Source organism: Paenirhizobium naphthalenivorans (genome assembly GCF_007992095.1).
Classification (GTDB): Bacteria; Pseudomonadota; Alphaproteobacteria; order Rhizobiales; family Rhizobiaceae; genus Allorhizobium; species Allorhizobium naphthalenivorans.
In genome coordinates this window covers 25,287-38,871 of sequence record NZ_BJZP01000007.1, presented here as the reverse complement: position 1 = coordinate 38,871, position 13,585 = coordinate 25,287, and the positions used below count along the sequence as shown (strand labels likewise).

Here is a 13,585-nt window from a genome sequence, read left to right as displayed (position 1 = left end):
TGCGCTGCCTATCGCAAATCGGGAGTCTGGTCAAACAACTCGCTGTGGGTGCGCACCGCATAGGTGTCGGTCATCCCCGCCAGGAAGTCGCCCACATGGCGCGCCTTGGCCGGCTCGCTCAGGCCCGCGATGTGGTTGACCCAGTAGTGGCTCTTCATCAGCGCAGGGTCTGCCATGTAGGCCTGGAACAGATCGGTGACGATTTGCGCGGCTCCGGCGCGGATGCGCATTATGTCGGGATGGCGATAGATGCGGCTGAACAGCAGCGCCTTGATCTGCCGATCGGTCTCGGCCATCTCCTCGGAGAAGGTGGCGATGGTGTGATCGGCACCGCGGATGTCGGCGGCATTCCGCGGCTTCAAGTGGGCAAGCCGTTCCTGCGCCACGCCAATCACATCCTCGACCATGCGTGTGATCTGTCGGCGCATGATCTCGTGGGTGAAGCGGTCCGGGTCGAGATGCGGATAGCGGTCGCGCACCTCCTTCATAAGCCCGGCGAGGAAAGGCACCCCCTCCAGCATGTCGAAGCTCAGATAGCCGGAGCGCAGGCCATCGTCGATGTCATGGGTGTTATAGGCGATGTCGTCGGCGATCGCCGCGACCTGGGCCTCTAGCCCGGCATAGCTCGCCAGTTCGAGATCATGGATTTCGCAATAGTCGAGGATCGGCTGCGGCACCGGTCCGCGCGCGCCCTCGCCTGTCTTCGTCAGCAGCGGGCCATTGTGCTTGACCAGCCCTTCCAGCGTCTCCCATGTGAGGTTCAACCCGTCGAAATCGGCATAGCGCCGTTCAAGCTTGGTGACGATCCTGAGCGACTGGGCGTTATGATCAAAACCGCCGAACGGTTCCAACACCTCATGCAGGGCATCCTCACCGGTATGGCCAAACGGCGTGTGGCCGAAGTCGTGGACCAGTGCCACGCCCTCGGCGAGATCCTCGTCGAGTTTCAGCGCACGCGCCAAGGCCCGGGCGATTTGCGCCACTTCGATCGTATGGGTGAGCCGGGTGCGGTAATGGTCGCCATCCGGACCAATGAAGACCTGGGTCTTGTGCTTCAGCCGGCGAAAAGCGGTGGTGTGGACGATGCGATCACGGTCACGCTGGAAATCCGATCGGGTCGGGCTGCTGCCCTCGGGGAACAGCCGGCCGCGCGTAGACCAAGGATCAGTCGCGTAGATCGCGCGTTCGCCCGTTCCGAAACCCAAAGCACTTTTATCAATCGTCATGTCGCGTCCTGCTCGCTCCCCATTGACGCCATCGGTTCGCCTTCATACCTATAGCGGGCAATGCTGCAAGGCTTGCCCCTTATAGCACGCGCCGCCAAGGCAGCCGGCACTATCTCGGGCAGATTGCCCCCATTGCATGTCAGAACATTGAATTTTCTGGCGTTCCAGCAGTTTTCCACGGGCCTTGAACCCGTCAGGAGGCGAAATGAGCACCGAGACTGTTACCCTTTCAGAAGCTGCGGCGAAGCGAATCACCAAGATTATCGCTAGCGAAGCCGATAAGAGCGCGCTGCGCGTGTCCGTCGAAGGTGGCGGCTGTTCTGGCTTTTCCTACAAATTCGACCTCGACCAAGGGCCGAAGGGCGATGATCTGGTCATCAGCCGCGACGGCGCGACCGTTCTGATCGATCCGATGTCGCTGATTTATATGGCGGGCTCCCAGATCGACTTCGTCGACAACCTGCTTGGCCAGTCCTTCCAGATCAACAACCCCAACGCGGTCGCCAGTTGCGGCTGCGGCACCAGCTTCTCCGTCTGATCGACTATCGACACGCAGGGCCGAAAGCCGGCCGGGCGAGTGCCCCGCCGGCCTTTTCGTTGCACTCAGTGTCCTCCGTCCGACGCCATGGCCGCCTTGCGGCTTTGCTCGGCGCTCGCCCCGGATGCACCATTGAAGAAGACATTGAGCAGAACCGCCACGATCGAGGCGAGCAGGATTCCCGAATCGATCAGCGGATGGATGGCATGGGGCATCCACTGTTTGAAGTTTGGCGCGACCAGCGGGATCATGCCGAAGCCGACCGACACAGCCACGATGAACAGGTTGTTGCGGCTCGAGGTGAAGTCGACGCCGGACAGGATGCGGATACCGGTCGCGGCGACCATGCCGAACATCACCAGCCCCGCCCCGCCGAGCACTACCGTCGGCAGAGATTCGACCAGCGCCGCCATTTTCGGCAAAAGGCCTAGCACAATCAGGATGAACCCGCCCGCCACGCAAACGAAGCGTGAACGGACACCGGTCACCCCCACCAGACCGACATTTTGCGAGAAGCTGGTATAGGGAAACGTGTTGAAAATGCCACCGATCAGTGTGCCGAGACCATCGGTTCGCAAACCCGCTGCCAACATGGGCTGGGTCACCGGCTTACCAGTCATCTCGCCGAGCGCCAGGAACATGCCAGTTGATTCGATCATGACCACCAGCATGACGATGGTCATGGTGACGATCAGCACCGGGTCGAAGATAGGCATGCCGAAATGGAAGGGCATGACGGGAGCGAACCAGGCGGCGATCGCCACCTTGTCGAAATGCATCATCCCCGCCGCTGCCGCGACGATACCGCCGATGACGATACCAAGCAGGACCGAGATATTGGCGAGGAAGCCCTTGGCGAAGCGGGCGATCGCCAGGATGGAGACGAGCACGATTGCCGAAACGGCAATGCCAGAAAGCGGCGCATAGGCGGGATTCGGCACGCTCGGAGCAAGCGCCAGCCGGGCTGGAATCTCGGGAACCGGTCCGCCTCCAGGCACCGCAAGCGCCTTCACAGCGTCAAGCCATTGCGCATGCGCTGGATCGACCACACTTGGCGCCGTCGGACCGAACGGATTGCCGAAAATCCAGTTGATACCGATGCGCATGAGCGAGACGCCGATCACCAGGATAATGGTGCCGGTGACAACGGGCGGGAAGAAACGCAACAGCCGGCTGACCAGCGGCGCGATCAGCATGGCAATGAGACCTGCACCGATGATCGAACCAAAGATCAGCCGCGCACCGTCCGGTCCGCCCGAAATATTGGCCATCGCCACCATGGGACCGACAGACGCAAACGTAACGCCCATCATCACCGGCAGACGAATCCCGAACCATTGCGTTACGCCCAGCGACTGAATCAGCGTGGCAATGCCGCAGGCGAACAGGTCTGCCGAAATCAGGAAGGCCACGTCCTCCGGCGGCAGTTTGAGTGCCCGGCCAATAATCAGCGGCACGGCTATGGCCCCGGCATACATGACGAGCACATGTTGAAGGCCGAGCATGCTCAGCCGCGACAGCGGCAGAACCTCATCGACCGGATGGACCTTTCCAGCAGCTTCAGACATCTTTTCTTGATCCCCTCTTCGTTTGCTATCTGCCCGCCGATGACGGCGACCTAGAACAAGCGCGTCATTTTCCCCTCGACGCGCTCACCGATGTAAGGATGAGCCTGTTGCAAGGATTGTCAAAGCGCGATGGCTTGAAACCCGCAAAAGCGGTGGAAAAACTGCGGCGATCGGCTAAGTAAGAATGAAGACAAGGGAATCTCGCCAATGAAAATTGCCACCTGGAACATCAACGGCGTCAAGGCGCGGATCACCAATCTCTGCGAGTGGCTTCAGAGCTCGGCGCCGGATATCGTCTGCCTGCAGGAAATCAAGTCGGTGGACGAAGGCTTTCCGCGCCTCGAGATCGAGGCGCTCGGCTATCATGTCGAGACCCATGGCCAGAAGGGTTTCAACGGTGTGGCTATTCTCTCCAAGACCAGGCCCGACGAGGTCAACCGCGGCCTGCCCGGTGACGAAAGCGACGAACAGGCGCGCTTCATCGAAGCCGTTTTCTCCGTCGAGAGTGGTGTTGTCAGGGTCTGCTCGCTCTATCTTCCGAACGGCAATCCGCCAGACGACCCAGTCAAGTACCCCTACAAGCTTGCCTGGATGGAACGCCTGAAGGCCTTCGCCGCGAACCGGATGGCGCTTGAGGAGCCGCTGATCCTCGCCGGTGACTACAACGTCATCCCGCAACCTCATGACTGCCGCGATCCGAAGCTCTGGGAGGGCGATGCGCTTTTCCTGCCGCAAACCCGGCAGTCCTTCCGCCGGCTGGAGAATCTCGGCCTGACCGATGCAATCCGCGCCACCAGCGACGATCCGCTACTCTACTCGTTCTGGGATTATCAGGCCGGCGCCTGGCAGAAGAACAACGGCATCCGCATCGATCACCTGATGCTCTCGCCGGAGGCCAGCGACCACCTGACGTCGGCATCGATCGAAAAGCACGTGCGCAGCTGGGAAAAACCGTCTGACCATGTGCCGGTGACGGCGATCTTCGATTTCGCCTGAACAGCGATCAGCTTATTCAGCCTGATTGTAGACCTGCGGCGCAAGTGCCACAGCCACGCGGCGGTCCTGCTCGTTGGCGATCGAGAATGCCTGCTCCTGCAACTGCTGCATCCAGCCACAGTCCTTCGGCGGACATTTGTCGAGCGCTGCCGTCAAGAATGCGAGACCTCGCACCGTTTGGCCCTCATCGAACAGCACACTGCCGAACACCGACATCGCGCCGGGATGGCCGCTTTTCCGCGCCAGATTGAGCCATTTCTTGGCTTGCTGGACATTCGCCTTTCCGCCCTCGCCGGCCAGGATCATCCGTGCCAGCTGGAACTGCGCCTCCGGCACACCGAAGGTCGAGGCCGCCTGGAAGTATAGTTGACGCGCCTGCGTCAGATCGATCTTCACCGGGCTGCCGGGAATGCCCTGGCGATAATAGCGAGCCAGAGACAAGAGCGCATTGACGAAGAAACCCGTATCCTCGGATCCCGGCTCCACCCCTTGGTTGGCAATATCAGCGTAGATCTTGAAAGCGGCGAAATCATCCTCAACCACACCGTCGCCATCGGCATACATGTTGGCGAGCGCCCAGCGCGAGCCGGTATGACCCTTTTCGGCGGCATAGCGGTAAGCCTCGACAGCCTCCTGCTTCTGCCCGTTCTTGTAGGCTTTGAAGCCGAACTTGAAGAGGTCGAAGGGCCCGGATTCCTTGCTCACCCCGGAATTCATGTCAAAGGCATTTCCGGCCGTTCCCGGCATGACGAACAGGAAAGCGGAGAGAAGCAATAGCGCCGGAGACTTCCAGTCTGTTGTCTGCATAATTCCGTATTTCTTCCACAAAACCACAGACATCAATGCATCCCTCCGCTTGATGCCGAAGGTGCACCCCTGTCTGTTGAACATTTGAGCTCGAAACCGTGAACAAGCGGTTCATTGCTCCGCCCGCAGGGCAGGCTTTCTATCGCGTCGCCTGCATGATCTCCATCCCCGGCGACGGACTGAAGCCTAGGAGAGCTTTCTGGCAAGACTACGACTGCCAACTGTTCGCCATTGTCAAAGGCGTCAGAATCCGCTCCTAAACGATATGACTCGCCAACTGCGATTGATTTCCGGAGATAATTTCCAACGACCTGTCCCATGCTTACTCACGCCACGCTTACCGGAAGCAGAACCCCACGTTTCATGGGATGATCGCTGCACCTCGTTTGTGGCGGGAAGTGGACAAAATTGGTCGCTGCAAGCCGAGTCGGTGAGGATTCAGCTCCTGTTGCAAATGCGTCACATTTCCTTGAGCGTAATCCCGAAATGCAGAGAGCCCGGCGTGCCGGGCTCTCAATCGCGTTCCCCTCAATCCCCAAACCTCAGAAGACGATCTTGTAGTTTGCCGTGATGGCATAGGCCCAGTCGGCGCTCGCCGTCGCGTCATAGGTCGCGTCCTTGGCGATCGACTGGCTCCCTTTGGTCAGATAGCTGACAGCGCCGCCGAAGCGCACGTCGCCCGGCCCCGCCTTGATGGAAACGCCGGCGCCGACGGTCCAAGTATCGCTATAGATGTCCGCGCCCGTGGCCACACCCTTATCCCAGGTCAGATTGATCGTGCTCGAGAACTTCTCGTTGAAGGCATGGCCGACACCAGCCTGAATCGTCCAGCCGTCTTGCCAGTTGTAAATGTCCTGCTGCGGCGAATAGAGCCCCGGCACCGGCGTCCCAAGGCTGTAGTCGAGCGACTTCATCACGCTCCAGTCGGTCCACTTGACCGAACCATAAACCAGCCACCCAGGAGCAACGCCGCTCTGTAGCGAGAGTTTCAGCGACTGCGGCAAGGTGCCGGAACCAAATGCGTCCTGCAGGCCCCAACCCGGCCGAACAGCAGGATTCCAATCGAATTCACCGTCATCAGCGTTATGCTCGACCTTCGACCGGTACATCAACTGCGCGCGCAACGCGTATTCCGGAATATCGTAGGCGACACCGACGCGATAACCGAAGGCCTCATGATCCTGAAGGTGCAGGTCACCAACGTATGCATTGGCTGTATATTCAAAGTCCTGGAGGAATACGCCGCCGAGCACGTGGAAACGACCCTTGCCAGCCTGCATGTTAACGTCACAGGTCGCGCCATATTCGTTGGTTATAAAGTCTTTGTGGCTAGCACCCGAGCCACCGGCAAGCAGGCTCGCCAGCTGCGCTTGGGGGCCGTAGTCCGCATCCGCGCCGAAGGGCTGGGTATAGGTCAATGCGCAAGCGAGGTTATCGGCAAGCTTGATCTTCGCGGCGATACTCGGAATCCAGTAGTTCTGCGAGAAATCGTCATCCGTCCCGTTGACGGTAACACCGCCGACGCCGATCGTCTCATAGTCGCGCCGCGGAGAAACCAGGGTCGCCCCACTACGTGCGACATACTCGCCCTCTTCGAAAAGAATGTCGGTGTCGGCTTCACCGCGGTTCCAACCGCCCGCATGCGCAGAGGTTGCCAGAGCGCTGACACCCAGCAAACACAGAATCGCCGTCTTCTTGAGTTCCAATGCCATCTCTCTCCCCACTTGCTGGCAAAACAATGATTTGCAGTGTAGCCGGGTCTCAGAGAATGACAATCTTGCAGCGCCGCGCCCAATTTGGAGCGACGACCAACGTTTTTACGTAAGCATGTTTACGTGCACGTAATAATTCCTACTTTTTGGATTTTTTTTCCACGGAAACCAACAAAAACACCTTTTCTCGGTATTTTCTTCCAACCTCTCGCGCCAACGTTGCACAACTGCCACAAAGATCAAATTGTGTGCAATTATCACAACCAAACCGACATTGAGAAAACAGCCAGATTCAAGGCCGGTGCAACGAAAAATGCAGGCCAGAAGGCCTGCATTCGAGCTTGAAGCGTACCAAAAATCCGGCCGCAACGGGAATCACTGTATTGGCGGCGGCCGAAACTGCCGCTGCAGTGTTGATCAGCCCGCCTCGACCACCCGCTCCAGTGCGGTATCGAGACTCGCCTTCTGCTGTTCCAGTTCCTGATAGCGTTCGCGCTCAGCGGCAACGACCTCCGGATTGGCGTTGGCGACGAACTTCTCGTTGGCGAGTTTACCGGCGATGCGCGCCATTTCCTGGTCGACCTTGCCAATCGCCTTTTCGAGACGCAACTTTTCCGCGCCCAGATCAATCAAGGTGCCGAGCGGCAGGCAGGCTGTCGCCTCGCCAACGACAATCTGGGCCGCGCCCTTCGGCGCTTCTTCGGCAAGCGCAATGCCCTCGACGCGGGCAAGGCGCCTGATCGAAGCCTCGTGGCGTATCAGACGGTCCCGCGTCACGCCATTCGCACCAACGACAACCAGCGGCGCGATCGCGCTCGGCGGCACGTTCATCTCGGCGCGGACCGAACGAATACCCGACACAAGATCAACCAGCCAGTTAATGTCGGCCGCCGCCAAGTCATCCGAAAATTCAGGCGTGGGCCAATCCGCGTGGCACAGAAGCGTGTCGCGCGCCTTGCCCTCACCGGCCGTATGGGCCCACAACTCTTCGGTCATGAACGGCATGAACGGATGCAGGAGCTTGTAGGTCTCGTCGAGCACGTAAGCCGCGCAGGCCTGAGCTTCCGCTTTGGCGAACTCGTCCTCGCCGGCAAACACCGGCTTCAGGAGTTCAAGATACCAGTCGCAGAAGCTGTTCCAGACAAAGCGATAGAGGCTGCCAGCGGCATCGTTGAAGCGGAAACCGGCGATAGCCTCGGTAACGTCGTGTTCCGTTCGGGCCAGTTCCGTCAGGATCCAGCGATTGATGGCGAGCGTGGTTGCTTCCGGCAGGAAGTGCGGATCGCTTTTGGCGCCATTCATCTCGGCAAAGCGCGTGGCGTTCCACAGCTTGGTGCCGAAATTGCGGTAGCCGGCGATGCGGGCTGGGTCGAGTTTCACGTCGCGGCCCTGCGCCGCCATGATGGCGAGCGTAAAGCGCAACGCGTCAGCACCGTATTCATCGATCAGATCCAGCGGATCGATGACGTTACCCTTCGACTTCGACATCTTCTGACCGTTTTTGTCCCGAACCAGCGCATGGACATAGACGGTGTGGAAGGGCTCGATCGGCGTGCCGATCTCATCCTTCATGAAGTGCAGGCTCATCATCATCATGCGAGCGACCCAGAAGAAGATGATGTCGAAGCCGGTCACAAGCACGTCAGTCGGGTAGTATTTTGCCAGTTCCGGCGTCTCGGCCGGCCAGCCGAGCGTCGAAAAAGGCCAGAGCGCCGACGAGAACCAAGTATCAAGAACGTCTTCATCCCGCGTCAGGATCTCGCCCGGCGCGAAGTCCTCAAGCTTCTCCTGAACCCAGGCCTTCCACGGACCCTCATGGGCCAGATAGTGCTGGACCGCGGCGTCGAGCGCCTCTTCCTCGGTCTTTTCGACGAAGACCTGGCCGTCGGGACCATACCACGCCGGTATCTGATGCCCCCACCACAGCTGGCGCGAGACACACCAAGGCTGGATGTTCTCCATCCACTCGAAGTAGGTCTTTTCCCAGTTCTTTGGAACAAACTTGGTACGCCCCTCGCGCACGCTCTCGATCGCCGGCTTGGCCAAGGTCTTGGCGTCGACATACCACTGTTCGGTCAGCCGCGGCTCGATCGGCACGCCGCCACGGTCGCCGTGCGGGACCATGTGCTTGTGCGGCTCGATCTTGTCGACCAGGCCTTCAGCCTCGAGGATCTCGACGATCTTCTTGCGCGCGGCAAAGCGATCCATACCTTCGAGTTCGCCCCAGACCATTTCCTGTTCGCGTGTCGGCGTCAGGCCTTCGAGGAATTCCTCGTCGCCGACGATGGCGATCGTGGCCTCAACGGTCAGCACGTTGATGGCGCGCAAGCCGGTCCGCTTACCAACCTCGAAGTCGTTGAAATCATGGGCCGGTGTCATCTTGACCGCGCCTGTGCCCGCGGTCGGGTCGGGATATTCGTCGGCGACGATCGGGATCTTGCGTCCGACGATCGGCAGGATGACGTGCTTGCCGACGATCGCCTTGTAGCGTTCGTCATCCGGATGGACGGCAATGCCCGTGTCGCCGAGCATGGTCTCGGGACGCGTGGTGGCAACGACAAGATAGTCGCGTGTCTCGTATTCGGTCGGCTTCCCCTCTTCGTCAAAGGCGACTGGATGCTGATAGGTGACGCCCTCTTCCAGCGGATAGCGCAGGTGCCAGAGATTGCCATTGACCTCGACCTGTTCGACCTCGAGGTCGGAGATCGCGGTTAGAAGTTTCGGATCCCAGTTGACCAGCCGCTTGTCCTTGTAGATCAGGCCCTGCTTGTAGAGCGTGACGAAAACCTCGCGCACGGCCTCGGACAGGCCTTCGTCCATGGTGAAGCGTTCACGCGACCAGTCGCAGGAGGCGCCGAGGCGCTTCAGCTGGTTGAAGATCAGACCGCCCGACTCGGCTTTCCACTCCCAGACCTTCTCGATGAAGGCTTCGCGTCCCATTACACGGCGATGCTGTTGGGTCTCCATCAGCTTGCGCTCGACCACCATCTGGGTGGCGATACCGGCATGGTCCATGCCCGGTTGCCACAGCACATCCTTGCCGCGCATCCGCTCGAATCGGATCATGATGTCCTGCAACGTATTGTTGAGCGCGTGCCCCATATGCAGCGAACCGGTAACATTCGGCGGCGGGATCACGATCGTGAACGTATCCTCGCCCGGCTTGGCGTTGGCGCCGGCGCGAAATGCATCCGCTTCCTCCCAGGCCTTGGCGATTTTCGGTTCGACGGTGGCGGAATCATACGTCTTTTCGAGCATTTTCTGACCAGACTTCGAGGTTCTTGTTGCACTTGGTAAACAGGATGGCCGGTGGCGAGTCAATGAAAAAGCCGCCCCGGTGGCGGAGCGGCTTCAAAGCTGAACGCACACAGAATTCAGCGGCGGGGGCCGCGAGCCACACGTTCAATCTCTTCCCGCACGAGGCGTTCGACCAGCGTCGGCAGATTGTCGTCCAACCATTCCTGAAGCATTGGCCGCAGCATCTCCTCGGCCATTTCGTCGAGCGAGCGGCGCTGCTGACCATCGATGGCCGCGGCCAATTCACCGAACGAGCGCGACACTTGCTCCACCGTCTCTGCAGACACCAGGGCCTTGAGGTCCTGGCCGGCCTCGGCGTGAACCGGCATGGAACGTTCGGCTTCCGGCAAGGGTTGGACGAGTGGAGACGTCGCGGCCTCGACATCAGCCATGGCAGCGGCTTCAAACTCGGCCTCTTCATCGATCTCGGCTTCCGACTGCCCGGGCATCGGCACTTCGAGCCGCGGCTCGACCGGACGCGATGTGGCGGCGCGAAGGTCTGCCATACGGCTGGTCATCACTGGGCTTTCGGCACGTGCCGCCGGGCCGGCGTCCTCTGCGGGCGGCGCATCGGCGAATACAGGACGCTCGACCCGCTCCGAAGCAGAACGGACCCGTGCTGCAAGATCGGCAAGCGAAATATTCTTGACCCTTTCGCCATCCGCCGCAGGAGATGCCGCTACAGGGCCCGTGGCAACCGTCGGACCGGGATCGTTGGCAGCCACCATTTCCGCGGACGCATAGGTGTCTTCGTCGTCGATGGTCAGGCGGATGTCACCATCATCCTCGTCGCTGTAGCCCGACGGCAGCGAAGCGGACTGACTGCCACCCGGATCATTGCTTTCAATGATCCGGCGGATCGAGGCCAGGATCTCTTCCATGGACGGTTCACGCGCTACATTTGGCTGGGCCATATTCATCCCCGTTGATCCCCGATAAACGCCCTACGGCCAAAAGCCGGGTCGATTTCGAATCACCTTAGGATACTCGCCCGCCGAAAAAAATCACGCCTGGACCACTAATTCCCAGTGATGCACAGCTTTGTTGCACGGCGAAAGATCTAGCGGCCGTCCACTGTGCGCAGGCCGAACCAAGCATCCTTGACCGCCTCATAGTGGTCTTCGGAGCGATACTCCGCGACGGCAAGCCCCTGACTCTTGATGGTCAACCGGCCAGATGCAGCCAGAACGCTATAACTCGCCACGACGGAATTGCGCTGGTAGCCAACAAGGCTTTCCTTGGCCTCGAGCACAGTCTGCTGGGCGTTGAGCACATCGAGCGTCGTTTTTTGACCGACGTTGCGTTCCTCGATCACGCCCTGCAACGCCAAATTGGCGGCGGCAAGCTGTTTGCGGGCAGCCGCAATCGCAGCAATCGAGGCCTCCATCTGCGCATAGGCGGAGGTCACCTGCTGCTGCACGCTGGCCCGCGCGGAATCGACCTTGATGCGCTGCTCACCGAGCGTTTCCTTGGCTCTGCGTATACTGCCAAATTCGGCGCCGCCCTGATAGATCGGAATCTTCAGTTGGGCGGTCACGGAGGCCGCCGTGGCGTCCGGATTGGAGTAGCCTGGAGGCTCGTTGGTCCAGTTACGTGCGACGTTGCCCTGGACCACGACTCCCGGGAGCAACGTCCCCTCGGCCGACTTAACCTGATACCCTGCGGCATCAACGGCATGGAGTGCCGCCAGCACGTAGGGATGTTCGCGAATACCGATGGCAACGGCCGAATCGACACTCGCTGGCAGGGCCTTGCTGGCGGGCGACGGCTGCTTGATGCCCTTGGGCGCTTCGCCCACCACCTGGACATAGGTCGCCTGGCTCTGTTTCAGCTGCGCGATCGCCGCTGCCAACAACGCCTGGGCGCCAGCCAGTTGGGCTTCAGCCTGGCTCACGTCCGTGCGTGTCCCCTCGCCGACCTGCAGCCGGGCATTGGCGGCATTCAGTTGCTCCTGGAGGAAGGCGAGGTTCTGCTTGCGAATCACAACGATCTGCTGGTCGCGCGCTACATCGGCATAAGCCTGGGCCGCGGCGAGAAGAATACTGATTTCCTGCGCCCTCAGGCTCTCGCGATTAGCGAAGACACCGGCCTCGGCAGCGCGGACATTGTTCAGCGTCTGGAAGCCGTCGAAAATCTGCTGGGTGATCGATATGCCAATGCTCTGAGTATTATACCCGAAATCAGGGCTTGACGGCTGTCGAACGTCGCTGACACTGACGGTACTCGCGGAGGCAGTCGCAGCAACTTGTGGCCGCATGCCAGCCTTGGCAATCGTCACAGTCTCATCGGTCGCCCGCAGCGCGGCGCGAACCGCATTGAGATCCGGATTATTCTCATAGGCCTTCGCCATGGCGCCAAACAGCGTCTCTGCCGATGCGGTTGTGGGCAGGAGCATGAGAACGGGCGCGAGAGCGGCGGCGAGAGCGGTTTTCCAAATAGTCGACACAGGTCACTCCACATCTATGATCGGCCCGCTCCGGATGAGCCAGCCCCCGGCCAACGGCCTCAGGCGCGACGCGCAGCCTGCGGCGCCGACAGTTCCATCCCCTAGATGAACCGGCAAGGCTTGCGCCGCAACGGCATCACCACGCCGCGCCTAGCGAAACCACCATGCCGTTGCCCAACGGCAACATTTTCATTCACATCTGATTAAATCAATTCCGGGCACACACCAGTCCCCGGAAAAACGTCGCAATGGCCGATCAAAACACGAACTCGGCCGCCTTGCGGAAACCCGGCAGCGGCTTAACCGCCGCATTGAAGAACTCGGAGTATGAACAGCTGCCCGAAGCGCGAACGTAAAGGCGCGCACGGGCCGCGTTACCATAACCGACGACGGCTACGAGCCGGCCACCCTCGCGCAACTGGTCGAACAGGCTCTCCGGAAGCTCCTCGACAGCGCCATTGACGAAAATCACGTCATAGGGGGCCTCGGCCGCGTAGCCTTTTGCCAGCTCGCCGGTGACGACCGCGACATTGTCGTAACCGAGCTCAGCGAGTGTCGAGGTTGCCTTGGCCGCCAGCGATTCGTCGCTTTCGACGGCCACAACGGAGTCGGCGATCTGTGACAGGACAGCCGCCGCATAGCCGACGCCACAACCGATCTCGAGTACTAGATCATCCTTGGTGATGGCGGCGAGCTGAAAGAGCTTGGCAAGCGGCGACGGCTCCATGATGAAGCGTGCCGGCTGACCGTTGGCAGCCGGCGCAACCTGCATGTCCTCATCGATATAGGCGAGCGGCCGCAGGTGGGTCGGAACGAAATCCTCGCGCGGCACGCTGAGGAATGCGTTCAGCACGGAATGCGACGTAACGTCGGTCGTGCGAATCTGGTTGTCCACCATCTTGATGCGTGCTGCGGCAAAATCCATCATGTCAGTCGTCCCACTCCGGCCGGGTTTGTGTCAGCTGTCTTAATTGCAGGCCGGGCGGCTTTCAAGC

The 13,585-nt window shown here is 60.3% G+C and carries 10 protein-coding genes; 2 read left to right on the top strand and 8 right to left on the bottom strand.

Annotated features, from left to right (window positions below):
- Positions 1-8: 8 nt before the first annotated feature.
- The gene (locus RNA01_RS08985; RefSeq protein WP_147179641.1) at positions 9-1,226 is read right to left on the bottom strand and encodes a deoxyguanosinetriphosphate triphosphohydrolase; all 1,218 of its coding nucleotides are present in this window, start codon (positions 1,224-1,226) and stop codon (positions 9-11) included.
- Positions 1,227-1,431: 205 nt separating this feature from the next.
- On the opposite strand from RNA01_RS08985, the gene erpA reads away from it, so the two are divergent.
- On the top strand, positions 1,432-1,764 hold the full coding sequence (erpA, locus tag RNA01_RS08980) for an iron-sulfur cluster insertion protein ErpA (RefSeq protein ID WP_147179640.1): 333 nt from the start codon (positions 1,432-1,434) through the stop codon (positions 1,762-1,764).
- A 65-nt stretch (positions 1,765-1,829) separates the two neighbouring features.
- Here erpA and RNA01_RS08975 read toward each other — a convergent pair whose 3' ends face one another.
- A complete protein-coding gene (locus RNA01_RS08975) occupies positions 1,830-3,332 on the bottom strand; it encodes a nucleobase:cation symporter-2 family protein (protein ID WP_147179639.1) in 1,503 nt (500 codons plus the stop codon).
- 207 nt (positions 3,333-3,539) lie between these two features.
- Here RNA01_RS08975 and xth point away from each other — a divergent pair, with 207 nt between their 5' ends.
- Complete coding sequence (gene xth, locus RNA01_RS08970) at positions 3,540-4,328, top strand: exodeoxyribonuclease III (RefSeq protein WP_147179638.1); 789 nt, start codon at positions 3,540-3,542, stop codon at positions 4,326-4,328.
- Between the two features lie 12 nt (positions 4,329-4,340).
- Here xth and exoR read toward each other — a convergent pair whose 3' ends face one another.
- The 6 genes from exoR to RNA01_RS08940 all read right to left on the bottom strand — a co-directional run bounded on the left by exoR (position 4,341) and on the right by RNA01_RS08940 (position 13,518).
- Positions 4,341-5,168 carry an exopolysaccharide production regulator ExoR gene (exoR, locus tag RNA01_RS08965; protein ID WP_284727905.1) on the bottom strand — a complete coding sequence of 276 codons (828 nt, stop codon included), beginning with the start codon at positions 5,166-5,168 and terminating at the stop codon, positions 4,341-4,343.
- Positions 5,169-5,677: 509 nt separating this feature from the next.
- Complete coding sequence (locus tag RNA01_RS08960) at positions 5,678-6,847, bottom strand: OmpP1/FadL family transporter (protein ID WP_147179637.1); 1,170 nt, start codon at positions 6,845-6,847, stop codon at positions 5,678-5,680.
- Positions 6,848-7,264: 417 nt separating this feature from the next.
- Positions 7,265-10,105 (bottom strand): valine--tRNA ligase, encoded by a 2,841-nt coding sequence (locus tag RNA01_RS08955; RefSeq protein ID WP_147179636.1) that lies wholly within the window; start codon positions 10,103-10,105, stop codon positions 7,265-7,267.
- Between the two features lie 116 nt (positions 10,106-10,221).
- Positions 10,222-11,058, bottom strand: a complete 837-nt coding sequence (locus RNA01_RS08950) for a PopZ family protein (RefSeq protein ID WP_147179635.1) — start codon at positions 11,056-11,058, stop codon at positions 10,222-10,224.
- A gap of 146 nt (positions 11,059-11,204) precedes the next feature.
- Positions 11,205-12,539: a TolC family outer membrane protein gene (locus RNA01_RS08945; RefSeq protein ID WP_147179971.1), complete on the bottom strand. Its 1,335-nt coding sequence runs from the start codon at positions 12,537-12,539 to the stop codon at positions 11,205-11,207.
- A 307-nt stretch (positions 12,540-12,846) separates the two neighbouring features.
- The gene (locus RNA01_RS08940; protein WP_147179634.1) at positions 12,847-13,518 is read right to left on the bottom strand and encodes a protein-L-isoaspartate O-methyltransferase family protein; all 672 of its coding nucleotides are present in this window, start codon (positions 13,516-13,518) and stop codon (positions 12,847-12,849) included.
- Between the last annotated feature and the right edge of the window lie 67 nt (positions 13,519-13,585).

What these genes read in the sequence shown, in the direction of transcription:
- RNA01_RS08985 (WP_147179641.1), bottom strand. Translation starts at nt 1,226, where the DNA reads ATGACGATTGATAAAAGTGCTTTGGGTTTCGGAACGGGCGAACGCGCG.
- erpA (WP_147179640.1), top strand. Translation starts at nt 1,432, where the DNA reads ATGAGCACCGAGACTGTTACCCTTTCAGAAGCTGCGGCGAAGCGAATC.
- RNA01_RS08975 (WP_147179639.1), bottom strand. Translation starts at nt 3,332, where the DNA reads ATGTCTGAAGCTGCTGGAAAGGTCCATCCGGTCGATGAGGTTCTGCCG.
- xth (WP_147179638.1), top strand. Translation starts at nt 3,540, where the DNA reads ATGAAAATTGCCACCTGGAACATCAACGGCGTCAAGGCGCGGATCACC.
- exoR (WP_284727905.1), bottom strand. Translation starts at nt 5,168, where the DNA reads ATGTCTGTGGTTTTGTGGAAGAAATACGGAATTATGCAGACAACAGAC.
- RNA01_RS08960 (WP_147179637.1), bottom strand. Translation starts at nt 6,847, where the DNA reads ATGGCATTGGAACTCAAGAAGACGGCGATTCTGTGTTTGCTGGGTGTC.
- RNA01_RS08955 (WP_147179636.1), bottom strand. Translation starts at nt 10,105, where the DNA reads ATGCTCGAAAAGACGTATGATTCCGCCACCGTCGAACCGAAAATCGCC.
- RNA01_RS08950 (WP_147179635.1), bottom strand. Translation starts at nt 11,058, where the DNA reads ATGGCCCAGCCAAATGTAGCGCGTGAACCGTCCATGGAAGAGATCCTG.
- RNA01_RS08945 (WP_147179971.1), bottom strand. Translation starts at nt 12,539, where the DNA reads ATGCTCCTGCCCACAACCGCATCGGCAGAGACGCTGTTTGGCGCCATG.
- RNA01_RS08940 (WP_147179634.1), bottom strand. Translation starts at nt 13,518, where the DNA reads ATGATGGATTTTGCCGCAGCACGCATCAAGATGGTGGACAACCAGATT.